This window comes from Micromonospora cathayae, from assembly GCF_028993575.1.
GTDB classification, from domain to species: Bacteria; Actinomycetota; Actinomycetes; order Mycobacteriales; family Micromonosporaceae; genus Micromonospora; species Micromonospora cathayae.
In genome coordinates this window covers 5,432,074-5,454,558 of record NZ_CP118615.1, presented here as the reverse complement: position 1 = coordinate 5,454,558, position 22,485 = coordinate 5,432,074, and the positions used below count along the sequence as shown (strand labels likewise).

Genomic DNA, 22,485 nt, shown 5'->3' with positions numbered 1-22,485 from the left:
ACAGCGACTCAGACGACATGGGGAGAAACGAAACGTGACAGTCCACCCGAGGCGACGTACGGCGGGAATCCTCGCCGCCGCCGTCGCCACCACCCTCGCCGCGGGTGTCCTGACCGCGGCCTCCGCCCGGGCCGCAAGTGGCTGCCAGGTCAGCTACCAGGTCAGCGGCGAGTGGGCCGGCGGGTTCACCGCGGCCATCACCGTCAGGAACCTCGGCGATCCGATCAACGGCTGGCGGCTCGGCTGGACCTTCCCGGCCGGCCAGACCATCACCCAGTCCTGGGGTTTCACCGCCAACCCGACCAGCGGCACCGTCGCCGCCACCAACGTCGACTACAACGCGGGGATCGCCCGCAACGCCACCATCGACGTCGGCTTCAACGGCACCTGGATCGGCAGCAACCCGAAGCCGACCACGTTCACCCTCAACGGCACCACCTGCACCGGACCGGTCGGCCCGACCACCAGTCCACCACCCACGACCCCACCACCCACGACCCCACCACCCACGACCCCGCCGCCGACCAGCGGCACGCCGACGGTGGCGGCGGACGGCACCGGCACGTACCGGACGGTGCAGCAGGCCATCGACGCGGTGCCGGCCAACAACACCACCCGGAGGGTGATCACCATCAAGTCCGGCACGTACCGGGAGGTGGTCCGGGTGCCGTCGAACAAGCCGCACGTCACGTTGCAGGGGCTGGGTTCGGCGGCGGCGCAGACGGTGCTGGTGTACCACAACTCGGCGTACACGCACGGCACGTCGGGCAGTGCGAGCGTGTTCGTCGACGGGGCGAACTTCGTGGCGGAGAACCTGACCATCGCCAACGACTTCGACGAGAACTCGACCCCCAGCGGGCACCAGGCGGTCGCCCTGCACCTGAACGCGGACCGGGCGGTGTTCCGCAACGTCCGGCTCCTCGGCGACCAGGACACCTTCCTGGTCAACGACCGTACCCGGGCCTACCTGGTCGACTCGTACGTCGAGGGCACGACCGACTTCGTCTTCGGTGGCGGCACGATCGTCATCGACCGGTCGACGATCCACGAGAAGCGCTCCACGGGCGGGCCGATCACCGCCGCCAGCACCCCGGACACCAAGACGTACGGGTTCCTGTTCTACCGCTCCACCATCACCGGCGCGGGCAGCAACAACACCACCCTCGGCCGGCCGTGGCGGCAGGGCGCGCAGGTGTTGTACCGGGAGTCGATCCTGGGCGGCACCGTCAGGAACGCCCAGCCGTGGACCGACATGGGCGACGCCACCTGGCAGAACGCCCGGTTCCTGGAGTACCGCAACACCGGTCCCGGCGCGACGGTCAACAGCAACCGTCCCCAGCTCAGTGACGCGCAGGCGGCCAACCACACGCCGCAGAAGTACCTCGCCGGCACCGACGGCTGGAACCCGCTGTGACCACCACCCCCACCAACCCGTCCCACGAAGGATTCTCCGTGAAACTCGTCAAGAACAACCGTCCCTGGCGGACCGGACTGGTCCTGGCCACCACCGCCGTCCTCGCCGTCACCGGCTCGGTCCTGGCGGTGTCCGCCCAGGCGGCGGCCGGCTGCCGGGTCGACTACCGGGTGACCAACTCCTGGGCCGGCGGCTTCGGCGCCGACGTCACCGTCACCAACCTGGGTGACGCGGTCAACGGCTGGCGGCTCGGCTGGACGTTCCCGGCCGGTCAGCAGGTGACCCAGGCGTGGAGCGCCACCATCCCCACCGGCACCTCGACGGTCACCGCGACGAACGTCGACTACAACGCCGCCATCCCGACCAACGGCACCGTGAACTTCGGTTTCAACGGCACGCAGAACGGCAGCAACCCGGCCCCGACCAGCTTCACCCTCAACGGCACGGTGTGCACCGGCTCGACCGCCCCGACCACGCCCCCGCCGGCCACCACCGCGCCACCGACCACGCCCCCGCCCACAACCCCGCCGCCGAGTGGGCCGTACTCGAACACCCCGGACGGGTTCGCCGGCGCGGCCGGGACCACCGGTGGGCAGGGCGGCACCACGGTCACCGTCACCAACCAGGCCGACCTGGAGCGCTACGCCGCCGCCAGCACCCCGCACATCATCCGGGTGAACAGCGCGATCACCGTCTCCCCGTACGGCAAGGAGATCCGGGTCGGGTCGAACAAGACCATCGTCGGCGTCGGAAAGAACGGACACATCGTCGGCGGCGGGTTCTTCCTCGGGGCCGGCACCAGCAACGTGATCATCCGGAACCTGACCATCCGCGACACCCGGGTGGCCTCCGACGACCCGGACGACAAGGACTTCGACTACGACGCCATCCAGTTGGACACCGCCGACCGCATCTGGATCGACCACAACCACCTGACCCGGATGAACGACGGCCTGATCGACAGCCGGAAGGACACCACGAACCTGACCGTGTCGTGGAACGTCATCGCCGAGAACAACAAGACCTTCGGTATCGGCTGGACCGAGAACGTCACGGCCCGCATCACCATCCACCACAACTGGATCCGCGACACCAACTCGCGTAACCCGAGCACCGACAACGTGGCGTACGCGCACCTCTACAACAACTACCTGCAGAACGTCACCGGGTACGGCAACTACTCGCGTGGCGCGACCAGGATGGTGCTGGAGAACAGCTACTTCGACAAGGTGAAGGACCCCTACTACAAGGACACCACCGCCGAGCTGCGGCAGTCCGGCAGCATCGTGGTCAACTCGTCCGGCAAGCAGCAGACCGGCGGGTCCGCGTTCAACCCGTCCAGCTTCTACTCCTACCGCCTCGACCCGGCCGCCGAGGTACCGAACCTGGTCCGTACCTACGCCGGCCCGCAGTCGAACATCGGCTGAGGGTACGGCCGACCGACGTGGCCCGGCTGCCGGGCTGACCGGGCCACGTCGGTGCACCCGCCCGCTCGTAGCGGGCCACCTGGCGGTGACCCGCAGTGCGGTCACCGCGCCGGTCCACCAGCGCCATGAAACGCGCTGGGCGCGAGGTGCCCCAGGACGTAGCGGTCGATCGGATCCTCGCGGTGGGGAACTCCTCGTCCGGCCACCGGGCGGCCCGAGCGGATCGGCCGGGACCAGCCGTCGCAGCTCGTCACGAACGACCCGCCCGTCCGGTACGGCCAGCACACCCCGCCCACTCTCGGCCGGTACCGTGCCGTTCTCATCGGACGATCCCGCAGGTCGACAGTTGGCGGGCGGGCCGGGCGGCCGGTTCCGGTAGCCGCATGATCCGTCAGCCGAGGGTCATGCCCACGCCACGCCCGCCTCTACCGGGATCGTTCCCGGAGGGCAGTAGACACTGACGTTCCAGTAGGAGTACAGAAGGTTGGACGTGTAGGTGTTCTGGTTGTTGCAGGTGATGTACGCGAGCCAGACCGTGGTGGGTGAGATGGGCGAACACGCGATGTTGAAGTACCACTGGTATCCGTCGTAATTGAACGTTCCCGCCGAGCAGTTCAGACTGGAGATCTGCACCGGCTTCGACCTGGCCGAAGGCGAGAAGGGGATCTTCTTGACGGTCTGCGAAACGCTCGCGGCCTGGAACAGTTGCCTGGCTTCTGCGGTCTGGGACACCTGCGCAGTGTCCGCAGCCTGGGCGGGTGCCACACCCACCAGCCCGCCGACGAGTGCACCACAGGCGATCAGGGCAGCATTGATTCGTCTACGCATGCGCATCCCTTCGGATCTCACACCCGATATCCGGGTGTATCGATGGAAGCCTAGGAGATCAAATTTCCTCCAGCAAGGCGGCGGTGTCCGCCTTCGCCGCTGACGAACTACTTGCGAAATCGTCCTTTATGGAGTGCGGAGCCGAATTCCGATCATTCCGCGAATGCTCCTGAGCGGTTGGCGGTTCCTAGGCTTCAGTGCAACTGATCCTGGTTGTGATGGAGGTGCCGGTGCCGGTGCCGGTGCCGGGGCCGCCACCGGGGCCGGGTCGACCAACGCCGACGTGGGGCGGCTACCGCGGCTGCTTCGGTGCGAGGGAGGGGCGATCGTCGGCCTGGCCGGCTTCTGTCGTCGACGCGGCGGGAGCGAGGACCTCGGTGCCGGACCAGTCGACGTACCCTCCCGGTGACGGGCCGGTAGGGCTCGTCGTCCTCAGCGACGAAGTGGGCGTCCGGGACGCCAAGAACCCCACCGGCCCGACTCTCGCGTTCGACGGTGACACCTGGGCCAGCTTCCTGGGAACCGTGAGGACGACCACAACCCCGCGTCGCTGACCGTGACCGCTGCCCGGTTGCCACTGTCGGACGGCGCGAACGTTCACCACCGACATCGACGCACGGGACGTAACGGCATCAACGTTGACTGACCGTGCACGTCGGTGGTGGTGGTTCCTCGGCGTACCGGAGTTCCTCGCAGTGCCGGAGGCTGCGGGGAGGGGAGAGGTTCCATTCGTAGCTGGCGGCCTGGTAGCCCATGTAGGTGGTCCGCCCGCAGCACCGGAAGTAGGAGTCACCGTTCTTCAGCCGGTACGTCCGGTAGATTCCGTCGATCTCCAGGGAAACCGTGAGCTCGTAGTCGGAGACGCCGTGCGGAAACGCGTCCCCACCGTCGTACGGCTCGCTGAGCTCCATCGGTAGCTCGATGGTCTGCCCGGCGACGAGGACGTGGGGCCGGTCGACCGGCGGGCTGTCGTCCTCCCCCTGCGACGGGAACTCACCGGACGGGGTGGCGGTGGGGGTCGGCGCACCGTCGCGGCAGGCCAACTCCACCCACGGGCCGTCCCCCTCGGTGATGGAGACCTGGGCGACCGGTACCGCCTCGATCCACGCGCCGTTCAGGTCAAGGCTCCGTCGGGCGTGCACCGACAGGACGTGGGACGGCGTGAAGTCGACCGGGATGCCCCCGACCCGCTGCGCCCAGTCCGCGAACCGACGGCAGTCCCTGATCTCCGGAGGCGGACCTGCCGCAGCCTGCTTCTCATTGATCATGAAGGTGGGTTCGACGCCCGGCGCGGACCCGGCAAACCGGACGGCCAGGTCGACGTCACCATCCGAAACCGCCGGGCTGGGCGGAACGGCGGGCCCGCCGGTGTGGGACGGCGCTGCCCGTTGCGCACCGCCACCATCGTCCCGCAGCAGTCGCACCACCGTGAAGGCCAGCAACGCGGGTAGCACCGCGACGACGACGAACCCGACGATCCGCTGTCGACGGGCGTTCACGTCTTGTAGCTGGGAGGACCAGCACCCTCGGCGGTCCAACCGTTGGTGATGTGCATGTAGTACCTGTCCTGGTAGTGGCGGGCCAGACCGGTGCTGCGGAACGGCTGGCCGTGGTCGTCGACGACGTGCGTTCGGCGCTTGCCGTCGAGGTCGAGGTCGAGCTCGATGACCCACTCACAGTACGAGCGGGCCGTGTACGCCTGCACGTCGATGGTGAGCGGCTCGTTCGGCGAGAGGGTGAGCGATCGGCGATCCAGGTATGCCGCACCGAGGGTGTGCCCGTCCGACCCGACCAGCCGCGCGAGGCTGTCCGGCTCGTCCAGGTCGAAGCCAATCTCCAGTGGCTCCCCTCCACCCTGGCTGTTGTGGAAGAGGAAGGCACCGGAGATCGGCGGAGTTCGTCGCACCACCCTGGCCCGGATCTGTCTGACGAACACCGGACCGCTCCACTGGCCGACCACGGAGATCCGGATCCGGGTCAGTAACCGGTGGGGCTCTGCGGTGTACTGCATCACCCCGTGGACGACGTCCGTGAAGGAATCCGGGGCCAGACCCAGGGACCCGGGCGACGGCGGGGTGACGAGCCGCTGCCGCTCCTGATCGGTCAGCGGCCTCGGAAGCGCCCACACCATTGCCTCATCCGACCGGTTGTAGTAGTAGGCGTTGGCGGTGAGGGGCGGCTTCTGCCGGGCCGACGACCGCTTGGCCTCCTCGACCGCCCGGTCGTCCCGTACCGCCTGCTCGGACGAGGTGATCCGGTTCGCTACCTCGGCGACCACCGCGCCGACGACCGCGCTGGCCGCTGCGCCGCCGGCCGCCAACAGCAGGGTCCGGCGCGAGGTACCTGCCCCGGACTGGTCCGGCTGCCCGCCTGACGGTTGGGGAGACGGCTGCGTTTCCGCCTGTCGATTCGACGGCTTGCGCTGGCCTTTGGGCCGCTTGGATCTGCGAGGTGGCACGTTTTCTCACCTTACGGGGACCGGACTGACGCGTAGCGGAGAACTGTCGGTGCAACAGGACGGCGGAGCGGACCACCATCCATTGTCGCTCCACTGTGGCGGTCGGCCGGGTCGGGGTGCGCGGCGGGCGCCGGCCTCTGGTGATCGTGGGGGATCGATTGACAAAGTTTGGACTCCAAACTTAATCTGCGCCTGACGTGGACGTTGCCGGCGTGGGCGGCGGGCGTTCCACCCCCACCGAAACACCCCCGTCTGCGGCAAGGAGCAGCGATGACCGGCATGCGCGGCACACTCCAACGAACCCGATGGCGACTCAGCCTGGTCGGCGGCACCATCGCCGCCCTGGTGGTCGGCTTCGCCATGATGATGGTGGGCACCGCCCAGGCCGCCGCCGGCTGCCAGGTGACCTATGCGGTCGGCAGCCAGTGGCAGGGCGGCTTCAGCGCCAACGTGACCATCAAGAACCTCGGCGACGCCATCAACGGTTGGCGGCTGACCTGGACCTTCCCGTCCGGGCAGCAGGTGACCCAGGCGTGGAGCGCCACCGTCACCGCCTCCGGTGCCGCCGTCACCGCCACCAACGTCGACTACAACGGATCGCTCGCCACGAACGCGTCGACCTCGTTCGGGTTCAACGGCTCCTGGTCCGGCACGAACACCGCGCCGACCTCGTTCGCGCTCAACGGCACCACCTGCAACGGTACGGTCGGCACCACGCCGCCGCCCACCACCCCGCCGCCCACCACGCCGCCCCCGACCACCCCGCCGCCGGCCGGTGACGCGATGGCCGCCGTCGCGGCGATGCAGCCCGGCTGGAACCTCGGCAACTCGCTCGACGCGGTCGGCAGCGACGAGACCGCCTGGGGCAACCCGCGCATCACCGAGGCGCTGCTGGACAACGTCAGGGCGCAGGGCTTCAAGAGCATCCGTATCCCGGTGACCTGGAGCGCCCACCTGGGCGGCGCGCCGAGCTACACCATCGAGGCCGCCTACCTGAACCGGGTCAAGGAGGTCGTCGACTGGGCGCTCGCCGACGGCTTCTACGTGATGATCAACATTCACCACGACTCGTGGCAGTGGATCAACACCATGCCCACCGACCGCACCAACGTGCTGAACAAGTACAACTCGATCTGGACCCAGCTCTCCAGCACCTTCCGCAGCTCCTCGCCGAAGCTGGTCTTCGAGAGCGTCAACGAGCCGCAGTTCACCGGCAGCTCCGGCGACGCCCAGAACGCCACCCTGCTCGACGAGCTGAACACGTCGTTCCACCGCATCGTCCGGGCCTCCGGCGGCAACAACGCCACCCGGCTGCTGGTGCTGCCGACCCTGCACACCTCGTCCGAGCAGGCCCGCATCGACGAGCTGAGCGCCACCTTCACCAAGCTCAACGACCGGAACCTGATCGCCACCGTGCACTTCTACGGCTACTGGCCGTTCAGCGTGAACGTCGCCGGCGGCACCCGCTTCGACGCGACCGTGCAGAAGGACCTGACCGACTCGTTCGACCGGGTGTACAACTCCTTCGTGGCCCGGGGCATCCCGGTGATCGTCGGCGAGTACGGCCTGCTCGGCTTCGACCGGCACACCGGCACCATCCAGCAGGGCGAGAAGCTCAAGTTCTTCGAGTTCCTCGGCTACTACGCCCGGTCGAAGAAGCTGACCACCATGCTCTGGGACAACGGCCAGCACCTCAACCGCACCGCGTTCACCTGGAAGGACCCGGAGCTGTTCGGGCAGATCAAGTCGAGCTGGACCACCCGGTCCGGCACCGCCTCGTCCGACCAGGTCTACAACGCCAAGGCCAGCGCGATCAGCAGCAAGACCCTCACGCTGAACCTGAACGGCACCTCGTTCGTCAGCCTGAAGCAGGGCGGCACCGACCTGGTCCGGGGCACCGACTACACGGTCAGCGGCGACCAGCTCACCCTCACCGCCGCCGCGCTGACCCGGCTGACCGGCAACCGGGCGTACGGCGTCAACTCGACGCTGCACGCGCACTTCTCGGCGGGCGTCCCGTGGCGGATCGACATCATCAGCTACGACACGCCGGTGCTGTCCAACGCCACCGGCACCACCGCCGCGTTCAACGTCCCCACCCAGTTCCGCGGTGACCAGCTCGCCACCATGGAGGCGAAGTACGCCGACGGCAGCAACGCCGGCCCGCACAACTGGACCTCGTACAAGGAGTTCGACGTGACGTTCGCGCCGAACTACGCCAGCAACACCATCACCCTGAAGCCCGAGTTCTTCGCCGAGGTCAACGAGGGCGCCCCGGTGACCCTCACCTTCCACTTCTGGAGCGGGGCGAAGCTCACCTACAAGGTGACCAAGACCGGTGGCAACGTCACCGGCACCGTCGGCTGACCCGCCGCATCCCAGGTGGTCCGGCCGGGCGCAGGCCCGGCCGGACCACCGTCGGTTCAGGCCACCAGCGACCGCAGCGGGACGCCGGCGTCCGCCAGCGCCCGGACCAGGTCACCCAGGAACGGATGCTCGTCGGACTGGAGTCCGGCCGGGTTCGGGATCACCAACCGGACCGCGCCGTCCGCCCCGGCGCTCACCCGGGCGGTGCCGGTGAACCGGTCCACCACCGCCTCGGTCCGGGCCTGGTCGGCGGCGGCCACCTCGATGGTGATCGGCCGCCAACCGCCACCCAGGTCGTCCACCACCGGCGACGCCGCCGCGGCGGCCCGCGCCGGGTCCACCCCGGTCGTCCGCTGCGCGGAGCCGCGCGCGGCCGGCGCGTCGGCCGGGTCCGCCGTCGGGTACAGCAGCGCGTTCGCCACCAGGTGCAGGCCGTTCTCGTTGTACGCCCGGAACAGCGGGTTGAACGCGAACAGCACCGCCCGACCGGCCCCGGTCGGCTCGTCCACCAGCGCGACCGTGCCCTTGAGCGCGTCACCGTTGACGGTGTAGCCGTTGGCCCAGAAGGTGTCCCCGGTCGGGTAGGTCAGCACGTTGGTGCCGGTGCTGCTCGGGTTGAGGATCGTGTCGTTGTTGTTGAACTCGAAGTCCTCCGCCGGGCGGCCCAGCGCCACCGGGCTGTCACCGTCCACGTTCACCCGCAGGTGCGAGCCGATCACGGTGTAGCCGGCCGGCTTGGGCTTCTCGGTGGTCGAGGTGAGCCCGGCCGACCGGGCCATCCGGGTGCCCTCGTTGCGCAGCCCGACGTACGTGTTGCCCTGGGCCACCCAGGCCCGCAGGTTGGCCTGGCCGGTGGCGGTGAGCCCGCCGGTGGCGCTGCTGCCGTCCGGTACGAGCAGCACGTCCCGTCCGGTGAACGCCGGGGTGTTGTCGTTGATGTCGGCGGTGGTCACCGGGGTCAGGTCCAGCCCCCAGCGCTTGCCGAGCACGTACCGGGCCTCGCCGTGCGAACCGGAGGTGGTGGAGATGCCGGTGCCCTGGAACAGGCCCACGTCGGGCCGGGAGAGCGGGGTGCCGCTGGCCGGTGACCTGTTCGGGGTCAGGGTCACCCCGAGCGACTCGGCCAGCTCGTCGACCTCCCGGGTCAGGCTCCTGGCCGGCAGGCCGACCTCACCGGTGGTCAGGTCCCGCACCACCGGTACGCCCCGGCCGAGCAGCGCGAAGGTGTACTCGGCGGCGGCCGCCGAGTCCAGCGGGTAGGTGTACGAGCCCTTCGCCCCGGCCGCCGAGGTCCTGCCGCCGGAGATGCCCCGGACCAGGGTGGCCGGCGGCCGGACGTCGTCCCCGGTGTAGAGGGCGTTCACGCCCATCAGCAGCGGGTTGCTCCAGGACGACACGTCGTAGAAGTACGGGAACGGGGTGTACGGGTCCTCGCCCATGATGGCCTGGATCCAGTGCTTCTGCGGCTGGTCCATCGGGATCCAGTACGCGCCCTCGGGCACGGTGACGTCGGTGGCCGTCCGGCCGCCGAAGATCCGGGCGGTGAACAGCTTCGTGGGCTTGCGTACCTGGTAGACCTCGACGTCCATCCGGCGCAGCCGCTCGACGAGTTGCCGGACGTCGGCGAGCTGCCGGTCGGGCAGCAGGAAGTACGACCGGATCGGGACGGCCGGCACCGGGAACCGCACCTCGTTGGTGGGCTGGACCACCTCGTTGGGCTCCAGCGTGCCGGCGCGGCCCTGGGCGAGCGCGTCGACCCAGATCCGGTAGTAGTCGGTGAGCAGTTCGTGCCGGTTGGCCGCCGCCCAACCCAGTGTGGACCACTGGGTGTGGAACTGCTGCTGCACCCGGTCCGGCACCGCCGAGGCGCTGCCCTTCTCGAAGGTCATGCCGGCCGCGCCGAACCCGGCCGCCGGCACGGTGTCCCCGTAGCCCATGAAGAACAGGTCGTAGGTCGAGTAGTTGAAGTAGCACTCGGTGGTGACGGCTCCACCGCAGGCGCCGTTGTACCCGAAGCCGGCCTTGTTGGCGTCACCGATCCGGTTGATCCAGTCGACCACCTCACCGGCGATCTCGTGGTGGATCGGGTCGGCGTTCGGCGGGAAGAAGTACTGCCGGCCACCCATCTCGTGGGCGTCGACGAAGACCTGCGGCGGGTACTGCCGCATCAGCTCCAGCTTGCCGTCGGTCTCCTGCTGGGTGCGGGCGAACCAGTCCCGGTTCATGTCGAAGCCGAACTCGTTCTGCCGCCGGCTGGCGTCCCGGCCGTCCGGGTTCTGGGTCGGCACGATGATGGTGACCAGGTTGTCGTTGCGTTGCGCCACGTCGCAGGACAGGCCGGCGGCCAGCTCGTACAGGGTCTTCAGGGCGGCGTCCGCGCCGCTCTTCTCGCCGCCGTGCACGTTCGCGGTGACCCAGACGATGGCCGGGGTGTCGGCGGCGGTGCGGGCGGCCTGCCGGGCGGAGGTCCGGCGCGGGTCGCGCAGGTCGCGCAGGTCGTCGGCGATCCGCTTCAGCGCCCCGTTGCGCACGTTGCGGGGGTTCGACACCACCGCGTACGGCAGCGGCTGACCGAGCACGCTGGTGGTCATGACTCCGGTGACGACCCGGTCCGAGGCGGCGTCGACGGCCGCCAGGTAGTGGCGGATCTCGTCGTTGGTGACCACCCGCTGCTGGCCGGTGCCGAGCGGGAAGCCGAGCGCGGCCTCCGGGCTCGGCACGGTGGTCAGCCGGGCGGTGGGGTCGTCGACGCAGGTGGTGGGTTGGGGTGCGGCGCCGGCCGGCGCGCCGGTCACCAGGGGGTTCAGCCCGGCCAGGAGAGCGATGGTGGCCGCGCCGGCCAGTCGCTTCCGGGACCTCGTCCACGCGGGACGCTTCAGTGGAACCATGTCGCTTCTCTGCCCTTCCCGGGAGACAGCTCAGGGTGGCCGGAGCCTATGACCTGCGAATATCCCGGTCAAGATCCACTCAGTGCCGGTCGACGGGGACGACGCCACCCGCCGCTGGCGTCGCCCCCGTCGACCGGTCAGCGTCCGGTCAGCACCGGCTGATCGTGGAGTTGGACAACACGACGTTGCTGATCACGAAGTTGGTCGCGCAGGGACTTTCCACGATCCGGTTGTTCACCAGCGTGAAGTTCCGCAGGGTGATGTCCCGGTTGCCGGGGAACTCGGTGCGCGCGGCCAACCGGACCTCCCCACCGCCGCTGATCGTCCCGCCGTTGGTCGCCAGGCTCACGCCGTAGCAGTTCTCGATCAGGACCGCGTTGTTGCCGGTGTTGGCGATGTCCACCCGGTCGATCGTCGCGCCGCCGGACTCGGAGACGCAGAAGACGCCCCGGCCGCCGCCCCGGGCCCGGACCGTACCGACCCGGATGTTGGTCGGGTAGCTGTCGCCGATCCGACCGTTGCGGTTGGCCATCCGGAACGCGGCGTACCCGGTGCCGGTGCCGGCGTTCTCCGCGTCGACGGTGGTGACCGTGGCGTTGATGGTCTGGTTGAGCAGCAGGCCGGACTCGCCGACGTTGCGCGCGGTGACGGTGCCGACGGTCAGCCCGTCCACGCCGTACGTCTCCACCGCGTGCGAACCGGCCCCGGACACGTACACGTTGTCGATGCGGACGTTGCGGGTCCACTGGCTGGTGTCGCCCCGGTTGTCGATCCGGATGCCGAGCCCGCCGGAGAGCCGCATGTCGATCTGCCCGAGGACCACGTTGGTGACGTTGCGCAGGAAGATCCCGTACAGCGGCGCGCCGGTGACGTTCAGGTGCTGCACCTCGATCTGGGTGGTGCCGCGCGAGTAGATCGGCGCCTGGTCGCCGCTGCCGGAGCCGGTGACGTTGATGGTGCCGCACACGTCGATGGTGGTGTAGCTGGGCAGCGAGATCCGGGAACCGGCGCTGATCGACCCGGAGCCCCGGACGACCACCCGCTGCTTGGACGTGCGCCCGGCGGTGAGGCTGTTGATCGCGGCCTGGACGGCGGCGCGCATGTCGGTGCCGGTGTACACGGTGCTGCCGCCGTTGCGGGCGGTCCAGGTGCTGCCGGACAGCACCGCCTCGGCCTGGAACGCGCCGCTGCCGCAGTCGGCCGACGAGCCGACCCGGGCCAGTTGCCACTGCTGGTTCCAGCCGTCGACGTCGGCGTACTGCGAGATCATCCCGCCGTCGGCGGTGGACCACGCCCAGACGTCCAGGGCCTTGTTCGAGTGCCGGTTGACGAACCGGACGTACCCGCTGTCGGAGTCGGCGAGCCGGAAGTGCTGGCGGGTGTTTCCGCTGGTCGCCGGGTTCTGGACGAGCTGCACGCCGTCGGTGGCGTTGGGCAGCTCGAGCACCTTGCCGCTGTGCGCCGAGCGGATCTGGTAGTAGCCGCCGCCCACGTCGACGAACTGCCACTGCTGCACGGCGAGGTCGTTGCGGGCGTACTGGTTGACCGGCGCGCCGTCGGCGGTGGACCAGTTGTACAGGTCCATCGCCTTGCCGCTGTGCCGGTTGACGAACACGTAGCTGGCACCGGTGTCGACGGTGGCCGCCGAGGCGGCCGGCGCGGTGACCGTCAGGTCGACGCCGATCAGGGCGAGGGCGGCCGTGGCCGCCGCGGCGAGCCGCCAGCGGCGTGGGCGCGCTGCCGTGCTGGTGAATGCCATCGAGGCTCCTCGGTGGGGGAGTGGTGGTGGACGGACCGGCCGGACACCGCCCATGTGTCCAGCAAACGCTTTCCCGGAGATGGCGCGAATGTATCGTCACCCGTAAATCCATTCAAGGGTCTGGCCCGCTCCGGCTCCACGCCCGTCCTCGACAGCGGGTGGGCCGCCCGGCCGGCGACCACGTTCGCCACCGGTCGGGAATCGGGTTGCCGCCGGCCGGGGGCGGACGGCACGGTGGGCGCCATGCCCGCCCGACTGTTCGGCGTCACCGGCGCCACCGGCAACCTCGGCCGTCTCGCGGTCGCCCAACTGCGCCGCCGGGTGCCACCGGAGCGGATCGTCGCGATCGTCCGCGACCCCGGCCGCGCCGCCGACCTCGGCGTCGGGACCCGCGTAGGCGACTACACCGATCCGGTGGGTCTCGCCGGCGCGTTCGCCGGGGTGACCGACCTGCTCTTCGTCTCCTCGCCCGAACTGGATCCGGCCCGCCGGGTCGCGCAGCACCGGCACGTGGTCGAGGCCGCCGCGGGTGCCGGCGTCGACGCGGTCGTCTACACCAGCTTCCTGCCCATCGACGGCCTGTTCGACGCGCACCGCGCCACCGAGGAGGCCCTGCGTGCCGCCGGACTGCCCGGCACGCTGCTGCGGAACCCGTTCTACACGGACGCGTTCGTCGAGGCGGCCCGGGGCGTCCCGGAACTGGTGCACGCCACCGGTGGCCGGGGCCTGCACACCGCCACCCGGGCCGACCTGGCCGAGGCGGCCGCGGTGGCCCTGGTCGACCCGGCCCACCGGGGGCGCACCTACGAGCTGACCGGGCCGCTGTGGGCGTACCCGCAACTCGCCGCCGTACTGGTCGTGCCGTCCCGGGAGGGCACCGTCGCCGGGCCGATGGGCTGGCTGCACGCCCTGGCCCGGACCGGGCGCTGGAGACGCAGACCGACGACCTGCGGACGTTGCTGGGCCGCGAACCGACCGGCCTCGGAGCAGCGGTGGGCCGCCCGGTCGGCTGACCGGACGGCCCACGACCGTACCGGGGGCGTACCCGCCGCCGTCGCCGGTCAGTTGACCAGGGTGACCTGGCCGTTGTCGAGGTCGTACCGGGCGCCGACGACGGCCAGCGTGCCCGCCTGCACCCGCTCGGCGATCAGGTGGCTGCGCTGCACCAGCCCGGCCACCTGGGCCCGGACGTTCGCCTGGACCCCGGCCTCGACCACGTCACCCGGCTGGTCGAGCAGCGGCTCCACCACCGGGCGGAGGCTGTCCACGATGGTGCCGATGTGACCCGGGGCGGTGCCACCGGTCCGGATGGCGTTGATCGTGGCGCTGACCGCGCCGCACCGCTCGTGCCCGAGCACCACGATCAGTGGGCTGTGGAACTCCTCGACCGCGAACTCGACGCTGCCGAGCAGCAGGTCGTCGACGATGTTGCCGGCGACCCGGTTGTCGAACAGGTCGCCCAGACCCTGGTCGAACAGCACCTCCGGGGCGACCCGGGAGTCGGCGCAGCCGACGGTGATGGCGAACGGGTGCTGGCCGGCGGCCAGCCGGTGCAGGTCGGCCAGGCTCTGGTGCGGGTGACGGCTGTGTCCGGTGACGAACCGGTGGTTGCCGTGCCGCAGCCGACGCCACGCCTCGGCCGGGGTGACCACCGGCGGCTCGGCCTGGGCCGGGGCGGCCACCGGTGGGTCGGCCAGGGCGGTACGGGGGGCCGCCAGCGCGCCGAGCGCGACAGCGGCACCGCCGGTGGCGAGCAGCGACCGGCGGGTGACAGGGTTACGCGACATGATGATCTCCTGAGAGTCTCCTGGTGATCACCTGAGAGGTGAGGCACTCGCCTGCTTTCTACCATCGGAGATCAATCCACTGTGGTCCGGTAGCCGACTGTTCGATCAGTCGGCCGCGCACGATCACCGACTGTTCGATCAGTCGGAACGGTCGGATCCGGGTCCGGCGCGGCGCCGGACCTGCCGCGAGACGAGAGGAAGCACATGCGTCAACACCTGCTCCGGGCGGGCGGACAGAGTCTGCCGGTGTCCGCCGTCTGTCTGGGCACCATGTACTTCGGCACCAAGGTCGACGAGGCCACCTCCTTCGCCATCCTCGACCGGTACACCGCCGCCGGCGGGACGTTCCTGGACACGGCGAACTGCTACGCCTTCTGGGCCGACGGCGGCACCGGGGCCGAGAGCGAGGAGACGATCGGCCGCTGGCTGCGCTCCCGTGGCCGGCGCGACCAGCTCACCCTGGCGACCAAGGTGGGTGCCGCCCCGGACGACCCCGCCGTCCCGTACGGCGCGCACAACCGGGAGGGCCTCGGCCGCCGGCGGATCCGTGAGCAGGCCGAGCAGAGCCTGCGCCGGCTCGGAGTGGACCGGATCGACCTGTACTACGCCCACGCCGACGACCGGCGCACCCCGTTCGAGGAGACCCTCGGGGCGTTCGGCGAACTCGTCGCCGACGGCTCGGTCGGCCTGCTCGGGGCCAGCAACCACACCTCCTGGCGGCTGGCCCTGGCCCGGGACGTCGCCCGTCGGGAGGGGCTGCCCGGCTACGCGGCGATCCAGCAGCGGCACAGCTACCTGGAGGCCCGCCGGCTCCGGGTGGCCCCACCGGACGCCATCCAGCTCCCGGTCACCGCCGAACTGCTGGACTACGCCCGGACCGAACCGGACCTGACCGTGCTGGCGTACTCGCCGCTGCTGCTCGGCGCGTACACCCGACCGGAGGTGCCGCTGCCGGAGGACTACGACACCCCGGCCGCGCCGGCCCGGCTCCGGGTGCTCCGCGAGGTCGCCGCCGAGCTGGGGGCGACCGCCAACCAGGTCGTCCTGGCCTGGCTGCTGGGCGGTGACCCGCCGGTGCTGCCGGTCATCGGGGTCAGCTCGGTCGCGCAGCTCGACGAGTGTCTCGGCGCGGCCGACCTGACGCTCGACGCGGACCAGCGCCGACGCCTCGACGCGGCGTAGCCGCCACCGGGTGCGGGGAAGCGCAGCCGGCCCTCCCCGCACCCGGTCCGTGCGAGAACCCGGGAGCGTCAGGTCGTCGCCATCGACAGGTCGAAGGCGACGTCCCGCACGTCGGCCACCGGGTGCGCCCGCAGCGCGTGCAGCAGTTCCCGCCACGGGGCCGACCAGGTGAACTCCGCGCCCCGCCGGGCCAACGCGACCGCGAACAGGCCGCTGGCGGCCCCGCCCCGGGCGGCGAGCGCCCGGGCGGCGTCGAGGACCAGGTCCGGGTCCACCGTGGCGGCCCGCCGCCGGTGCCGTCCGGCCAACCGGTCGGCCAGCCGGCCGGCGAGCGCCGGCCGCCCGTCGACCAGCCCGGCGATCTCCACCAGCTCGGCGGTGAGCTGGTCGGCCGGTACGCCGTCGAGGCGTAGCAGGTCGGTCAGCAGGCCGGCCGCCGGGGCCAGATACGCCGGATGCCCGGCCAGTTCGCGGGCCACCGCGCGGACCGGGGACCGGTCCAGGCGCGGGTCCGCCGACCCGGCCCACCCTCCGGCGGCGGTCAGCACGCCGGCCAGCCGACGGCGGGCCGGCCGGTCGTCGGCCGGCCCACCCGGGTCCGGGTCCGCCTCGTCGGCCCGGACCAGGGCCCGCACGGTCCGGCCGAGCACCGCCCGCTCGGGCCGGTCCGGATGGTCCAGCAGCGCCCCCACCACCGGCCGCAGCGCCGACCAGGTGTGCCGGTCCCGCAGGTCGGTGAACGCGGCCGTGGCCAGGTCGGTGACGTCGGGCGCCCAGGGCAGCCACGGCCCGAGAGCGGACCAGGCGGCCCGCACCACCACCGGGTCCGGGTGCGCGCAGGCCCGGACCACCAGCGCGGCGTACCGGGGCCGGTCGGCGACGGCGACGTCGGCCGGCCAGGTCGCCAGGACACTCCGGGCGTCCTCCCGGCCACCGTCCACCGCCTGCTCGAGAACCGTCCAGCTCTCCGGGGCCCGCAGCCGCTGCCGGGCAGTGGCCACCACCGCCGCCCGGACGTCCCGGTGCTGGTCGGGCTGCTGCCAGGCGGCCACCAGCACCGGCAGCGCCGTGGCCGGACCGAACCGGCCGAGCAGCCGCAGGGCCTCCTTGCGGCTGGTGACCTTGCCCCGGCCCAGGGCGATCCGGGACAGCGGCCCGACCAGCTCGCTGGGCCGGAGGAACCGGGCCGTCCGGCCGGCGGCGTACAGGGCGACCCGGGCCCGGTCGTCGTCGGCGTACGACAGCAGCAGCGGCAGCGCCTCCGCCGGCCGGTCGGTCCAGGGCAGCGCGCCCAGCGCCGCCTCGGCCAGCGTCACGTCCGCCGCGTCGACGTACCGGAGCACCAGCTCACGGCCGGCGTCCGGCACCGGGGCGGCGGCCCGGATCGCGGCGGCCCGCTGGTGCAGCGGGGTGCCGGCGTCGGCGGCCAGCCGGGCCTGCAACGCCACGAACGCCTGCTGCTGGCGCGGCAGCCAGCGGTGCGGGCACACCGGCCGGGGCGGGACCCAGCGGACGCCGGCGGTGAGGAACGCCCCGGCCGGTGGCGGGCCGAGCAGCACCGCGTCGAGCAGATCGGTACGCCGGGCGCTCACCGTCCGCCACACCGTCGGGAAGGTGACGGTGGACGGATCGTCCGCCAGCACCCGGGCCACCCGGTCCGCCCGGCTGCGCGGGTCGGCCAGCCACAGCTCGACGGCCTGCTGGACCACCGTGCCCACGGTGCCCTCGACGCTGGCCCGGTACAGCAGCTCCTGGAGTTCGGGTAGCCGCCAGGCCCGCCGGCCCAGCGCCCGGGTCACCGCGAACAGCGGGACGAACCGGCCCCGCGCCATCCCGGCGGCCAGCCAGCCCCGGAGCCGGTCGACCACCAGCCGTTCCTGGCCCCGCCGCAGCAGCAGGTCGAAGCGCTCCAGCGGGGGCAGGTGGTGCCCGCCGAAGAGCCGGTCCAGGGTGTCCAGCGCCCACCCCGACAGGGCCGGGTCGGTGACGTGGTGGCCGAGCACCCGGGCGGCGAGGGTACCGAGCGCGGACAGCGTGCCGGTGGAGGCGTCCCGGGTCGTGGTCGCGTCCACGGTGACCTGCGCCAGCACCTCCACCGAGTCGGCCCGCAGCAGGCGGGACAGTCCGGCCAGGGTGGACAGCGCCTGCACCCGCACCGGGTCCTGCTCGTTGCGCAGCCGGGTCAGCCGGGCCACCGCGTCGGCCACCGCCGCCGGGTCGCCGCTGCGGCGCGCGGCGGTCAGCAGCAGCGCCCAGCCGGTGGCCCGGTCCTGCGGGTCGGCCGCCCGCAACGCCGGGGTGAGCGCCGCCGACGCCTCCGGCCAGGGCAGCAGGGCGCTCCACCGCCGTACCGCCGACTCGTCCTGCCGGACCACCTCCAGGGTGAGCAGCCGGCGGCCCTCCCGTTCCCGCCAGGCCCGGGGCAGCACCTCGACGACGATCTCGGACGGGATCCGCCGGTCGGTGGCCACGTCGGCCAGCACCGCGTCGTACAGCTCGCCCCGGACGGCCGGCGGCTGCGCCACCAGCAACTGCCGGAACGTGTCGGGCCGGCCGCGCAGCCGCCGGCCCAGCGTGACCAGCGCCTCGTCCCGGGGAGCCGCCCGCCCGACCCGCCGCAGCACCGCCGCCGGCAGCCGGACGCCGCCCAGCCAGTCGGCCCGACCGGGCGCGGTCAGCAACGCCAGCACCCGGCGCGGGGCCGCCGTGGCGAGCGGACCGTAGCCGGTCGGGGCACCGGGCAGCCGGTCGGCCGGGGCGTACCCCTCCAGCAGGGCGAGCACCCGGTCCGGGTGGCGCTCACCGACCGCCAGGACCGCGCCGCCGTACGTCGCCCACCAGCGGGACCGTTCGGTCGGGCCGAGGCCGGGCAGCGTCGCGGCGGCATGGTCGAGCAGCACCTCGCCGTGCCGGCGGGCCAGCGGCAGCCAGTTCGGCACCGCGTGCGCCAGCACCGGCAGCAGCCGGCGGACGGTGGCCGGGCCGCACGCCGGCAGCAGCACGGCGGCCTCGGCGTCACCGAAGCCGCGGTGCACCCGGTCGACCAGCTCGTCGGCGAGACCGGGGCGTCGCGCCCGGCGCAACCTCCGGTAGAGGGTGCGCCGCAGGTCGGCCGGCGCGTCGTCGAGCAGGTCGGCCAGCTCCGTCGCGGTCAGCCAGCCGGCCCGGACGGACGCAGCCAGCGCGGTCGCCCGGATCGGCCGGTACGGGTCGGCCAGCGCCGCCCGTACCGCGTCCCGGTCACCGACCACCTGGGCGGCGGTGAGCGCGAGCAGCCGGTGGTACGTGACCCCGGCCCGCAGGTCCGCCAGCACCCCGGTCAGCTCGCCTTTGGCGGCGAGTTCCCGGGACCGGCGGGCCAGCCGGGCCATCCGGTCCCGGTACGCCAGGACGTCGAGTTCGCCGAGCAGCCGCTTCGTGGATCTCCGCACGCGGGTCATTGTGGCCGGTGCCGGTCCACCCCGCCGACTGGTTTACCGCGCCCCGACCGGCCGCCGCCCTCGGCGGTCGACGGCGCTGCCGACGGTGGTGCCGCCGACGGGCCATCGCTGCCGTCGTCCCCGGCCAGCAGGCCGGCCCGCCGGCTGAGCGCCTCGACCCGGGCGGTCAGCCGGGCCAGCTCCGCCGGGTCGCCGGACGCCCCGGTGACCGCGTCCAGCAGGTCCGTGTGGTCGGCGACCAGCCGCCGGTAGTCACGGACGAACGCCCGCTGCCCGTCGTCGCGGGGCGCGACGGTGCCCCCGATGGGGCCGCCGACCCGGCGGGGCACCCTGGCGTAGCGCCGGTCGAGGTCGATGATCTGCTGGGCCAGCACTGCGGTGGCCGCGCTCAGCGCGCTGCGCTCGTCGGCGTGCGCGTCCCGCAGTCTGCGCCGTCGGGCGGTGAGCCGGCCGGCCCGCAACCCGGCCGCGTACACCCCGGCCGAACCGACCAGGACCGCCAGCACGGCGGCCGCGGCGACCAGGAAGCGGGGCAGCGAGGGGCTGATCGTCCGGGTGCCGTCCGGGACGGTCCCGGCCCGTACCAGCAGGTCGTAGTTGACGGTGATGACCTTCACCGCCTCCAGCGGACGGTCGACGTACTGGTCGATGCCCCGGCCGATCACGCTCTCCGCGACGAACGCCTTGCCGAAGTTCTCGTCGTCCCGGTCCGGGAGCAGCGCGCACCCGTAGGTGTCGTAGTCGTCGCCGTCCGGGCGCAGCAGCAGCACCACGGTGCCGTCGGCGGCCCGTTTGACGTCGTGGCAGCCGTCCCGCAGGTCGGCGTCGGCGTCCAGCATGATCACCACCAGCCGCCGGTTGCCGATGACCCGCTCCGCCGCCGCCTCGTCCAGCCCGGTACCGGGCGCGGCGTACACCGAGGAGGTGCGCACCTCCCGGGCCACCGGGCCGTCCAGGATCCCGCCGGACCACAGCGCCCAGCCGGCCAGCACCAGACAACCCGCCACCGCCAGCCCGAACGGGGTGCCGAGGAACCGGCCCAGCCGCCTCACGCCAGCCTGCCCTGCAGGTAGACCGCCGGCCGGTAGCCGGCGATGCCCACCGTACGGGCGCACTCGTCCAGCTCGGCCTCCGCCTCGTCCAGCAGCCCACCGACGTGCCCGTCCGGCAGTTCCTCGTCCAGCGCGGCGCGGGCCGCCTGGAGCTTCACCATCCCCCGGGTCAACGCCGGGTCCGCGTGCCGGTCGGTGAGCAGCGACATCTCGACCGCCAACGCGGTGAGCCCGGCCAGCCGGGCCGGTTGGCCCGGCCCCCGCAACGGGGCCAGCGCGGTGCCGCGCAGCCGCAGCAGCGACCGGGCGGACAGTACGAGGAATCCCAGCACGCAGGCCGCGAAGACCCACGGCAGCGCCGGTAGCGCCACCCGCAGCGGGTCGACCGGCCGGTACGGCAGCGGACGGTCGAACAGGCCCGCGTACCGGATGTCGGTGACCCGGTTCAGCCAGGCGTTGAGCACGTTGCCCTGCGGGTAGTCGTACCGGCTGAGCCGGTCGGCGAACTGGGCGTAGAAGCTCGCCGCCGCCAGCTCGGCGAACTCCGTGGCCTGTGGACCGTGGTACTCGATCCACGAGCCGTACAGCACCACCACCGGACGGTCCGGGAACACGCTGGTCAGCGCCGGCCCGTACCGGGGCAGTGGCGTGCCGTACCGCGCCGGGAGCGCGACGTACAGGCCGGTGGCGTCCGGGAAGGCGGTGCCGGCGGCCTTCGGTACCTCCCGCAGGGTCGCCCCGGGCGCGACGTGCCGGCCGGTGGCGCGCAGGTCGGCCACGACGGTGGCGAGTTCCGCCGGGGTGGGGTCGCGCCAGCGCAGCCGGTCGTCGTCGGCCGGGGCCGGCTGGTCCCGCTCGTTGGCGATCAGGGTGAGTAGCAGGTCCGTCACGTCGGCGGTGGCGAACTGGGCCCGCCAGCCGGGCAGGTCGTCGGCGACGGCCTGGTACATCCCGCCGGAGACCTGGGTGCCGAGCACCCGGATCTGCGCGTTGCGGACGTCCCGTACCCGCTTGCGTTCCGTCTCGTCCAGGCCGGGTGGCGCGACCAGGATGCGGATGTCGTCGGGGCCGATCGCGGCCCGGACCGCCGCCTCGTCCCACTGCGCGACCGCGCCGGGCAGCCGGACCACCCGGTCGGCCTCGACCAGCGCGGTCATCTCGTCCACCGACGGCACGGTCGCGTCGCTCAACTCCCCGGACGACCCCTCCGGGAGCGCGGCCCGCGCCGGGGACCGTCCGTAGCTGACGTCGACGCTCTGCCGCTGGGCGAGCAGGAAGACCACCAGCACCAGCACGGCGAGCCCGAGCAGCAGCCAGCGCACCCACCCGAACCGGTTGCCGACCGTACGCTCAGCCATCAGCGTGCTCCCGCCACAGCCGGTCGGCGCGGGCGGCGTGCTCCGCCGCCGTGCGGGCCGCGTCGGACCCGCCCCGCCCAGCGGCGATCAGTTCGGCCCGGGTCAGCAGCCGCTCCGCCTCGGGCACCGGGCGGACCGCCGCGTCCCGGCTGACCGTCGCGCTGTCGATCGCGGCCCGCGCGCCCGACCAGGCGGTCCGGCGTTCCCGCTGCCGGGCCCGCCAGCGCGGGGTCAGCGTGGTCACGAAACCGGCGGCGACCAGCAGCACGCCGCCGCCCACCCAGATCACCCACACGACGACCGGACCGGTCGGGCGTCGGGCGGGGGGACAGCGGCACGGTAGGACACGAGAGGTGACACCCGGCCGATTCTGACCGATCGCGTCAACCTCCGCACGGCGCGGGGTCAGCCTGGTGGCGGTGTCCCGGTTTCGGCGATGTCGTGGTGTCGTGCGGATGGGGATGCCGCGACATCGCCGAACCGGAGTGGATCAGGTCAGTGCGTCGGCCTGGTGGCCCGGACGAA

The 22,485-nt window shown here is 72.4% G+C and carries 15 protein-coding genes and 1 pseudogene; 6 read left to right on the top strand and 10 right to left on the bottom strand.

The window, feature by feature from the left end; translation table 11 throughout:
* Positions 1 to 34 precede the first annotated feature (34 nt).
* Together PVK37_RS24235 and PVK37_RS24230 are read left to right on the top strand one after the other, a co-directional pair.
* Positions 35 to 1,414: a pectinesterase family protein gene (locus tag PVK37_RS24235; RefSeq protein WP_275030099.1), complete on the top strand. Its 1,380-nt coding sequence runs from the start codon at positions 35 to 37 to the stop codon at positions 1,412 to 1,414.
* A 38-nt stretch (positions 1,415 to 1,452) separates the two neighbouring features.
* A complete protein-coding gene (locus PVK37_RS24230) occupies positions 1,453 to 2,841 on the top strand; it encodes a cellulose binding domain-containing protein (RefSeq protein WP_275030098.1) in 1,389 nt (462 codons plus the stop codon).
* 402 nt (positions 2,842 to 3,243) lie between these two features.
* Here the strand turns inward: PVK37_RS24230 and PVK37_RS24225 are convergent, their stop codons facing one another.
* Entirely contained in the window at positions 3,244 to 3,669 is a 426-nt protein-coding gene (locus PVK37_RS24225; RefSeq protein ID WP_275030096.1) for a hypothetical protein, read from the bottom strand.
* A 218-nt stretch (positions 3,670 to 3,887) separates the two neighbouring features.
* Here PVK37_RS24225 and PVK37_RS24220 point away from each other — a divergent pair, with 218 nt between their 5' ends.
* Positions 3,888 to 4,223 (top strand): DUF397 domain-containing protein, encoded by a 336-nt coding sequence (locus PVK37_RS24220; protein WP_275035222.1) that lies wholly within the window; start codon positions 3,888 to 3,890, stop codon positions 4,221 to 4,223.
* Positions 4,224 to 4,301: 78 nt separating this feature from the next.
* On the opposite strand, the gene PVK37_RS24215 is transcribed toward PVK37_RS24220, so the two are convergent.
* Positions 4,302 to 5,168, bottom strand: a complete 867-nt coding sequence (locus PVK37_RS24215) for a hypothetical protein (protein WP_275030095.1) — start codon at positions 5,166 to 5,168, stop codon at positions 4,302 to 4,304.
* Complete coding sequence (locus tag PVK37_RS24210) at positions 5,165 to 5,989, bottom strand: hypothetical protein (protein ID WP_275030094.1); 825 nt, start codon at positions 5,987 to 5,989, stop codon at positions 5,165 to 5,167. The genes PVK37_RS24215 and PVK37_RS24210 overlap by 4 nt, the downstream gene beginning before the upstream one ends.
* Before the next feature lie 408 nt (positions 5,990 to 6,397).
* Here PVK37_RS24210 and PVK37_RS24205 point away from each other — a divergent pair, with 408 nt between their 5' ends.
* The gene (locus PVK37_RS24205) at positions 6,398 to 8,494 is read left to right on the top strand and encodes a cellulase family glycosylhydrolase (protein WP_423790833.1); all 2,097 of its coding nucleotides are present in this window, start codon (positions 6,398 to 6,400) and stop codon (positions 8,492 to 8,494) included.
* Between the two features lie 56 nt (positions 8,495 to 8,550).
* Here PVK37_RS24205 and PVK37_RS24200 read toward each other — a convergent pair whose 3' ends face one another.
* The gene (locus PVK37_RS24200) at positions 8,551 to 11,382 is read right to left on the bottom strand and encodes a M14 family zinc carboxypeptidase (protein WP_275030093.1); all 2,832 of its coding nucleotides are present in this window, start codon (positions 11,380 to 11,382) and stop codon (positions 8,551 to 8,553) included.
* Positions 11,383 to 11,530: 148 nt separating this feature from the next.
* Positions 11,531 to 13,141, bottom strand: coding sequence for an RICIN domain-containing protein (locus tag PVK37_RS24195; RefSeq protein ID WP_275030092.1), 1,611 nt, complete (start codon positions 13,139 to 13,141; stop codon positions 11,531 to 11,533).
* A 243-nt stretch (positions 13,142 to 13,384) separates the two neighbouring features.
* On the opposite strand from PVK37_RS24195, the pseudogene PVK37_RS24190 reads away from it, so the two are divergent.
* Positions 13,385 to 13,915, top strand: a pseudogene (locus PVK37_RS24190) (NAD(P)H-binding protein); the annotation flags it as partial.
* Between the two features lie 287 nt (positions 13,916 to 14,202).
* Here the strand turns inward: PVK37_RS24190 and PVK37_RS24185 are convergent.
* Positions 14,203 to 14,928 (bottom strand): carbonic anhydrase, encoded by a 726-nt coding sequence (locus PVK37_RS24185; protein ID WP_275030091.1) that lies wholly within the window; start codon positions 14,926 to 14,928, stop codon positions 14,203 to 14,205.
* A gap of 246 nt (positions 14,929 to 15,174) precedes the next feature.
* On the opposite strand from PVK37_RS24185, the gene PVK37_RS24180 reads away from it, so the two are divergent.
* The gene (locus PVK37_RS24180; protein WP_275030090.1) at positions 15,175 to 16,110 is read left to right on the top strand and encodes an aldo/keto reductase; all 936 of its coding nucleotides are present in this window, start codon (positions 15,175 to 15,177) and stop codon (positions 16,108 to 16,110) included.
* A gap of 68 nt (positions 16,111 to 16,178) precedes the next feature.
* Here PVK37_RS24180 and PVK37_RS24175 read toward each other — a convergent pair whose 3' ends face one another.
* Genes PVK37_RS24175 through PVK37_RS24160 form a run of 4 tightly spaced genes read right to left on the bottom strand, consistent with a single transcriptional unit; the run spans position 16,179 to position 22,249 of the window.
* Entirely contained in the window at positions 16,179 to 19,541 is a 3,363-nt protein-coding gene (locus tag PVK37_RS24175; RefSeq protein ID WP_423790832.1) for a hypothetical protein, read from the bottom strand.
* Positions 19,542 to 19,546: 5 nt separating this feature from the next.
* Positions 19,547 to 20,602: a hypothetical protein gene (locus PVK37_RS24170; protein ID WP_275030088.1), complete on the bottom strand. Its 1,056-nt coding sequence runs from the start codon at positions 20,600 to 20,602 to the stop codon at positions 19,547 to 19,549.
* Complete coding sequence (locus PVK37_RS24165; protein ID WP_275030087.1) at positions 20,599 to 21,960, bottom strand: hypothetical protein; 1,362 nt, start codon at positions 21,958 to 21,960, stop codon at positions 20,599 to 20,601. The genes PVK37_RS24170 and PVK37_RS24165 overlap by 4 nt, the downstream gene beginning before the upstream one ends.
* Positions 21,953 to 22,249, bottom strand: coding sequence for a DUF6403 family protein (locus PVK37_RS24160; RefSeq protein ID WP_275030085.1), 297 nt, complete (start codon positions 22,247 to 22,249; stop codon positions 21,953 to 21,955). The genes PVK37_RS24165 and PVK37_RS24160 overlap by 8 nt, the downstream gene beginning before the upstream one ends.
* Positions 22,250 to 22,485 lie beyond the last annotated feature (236 nt).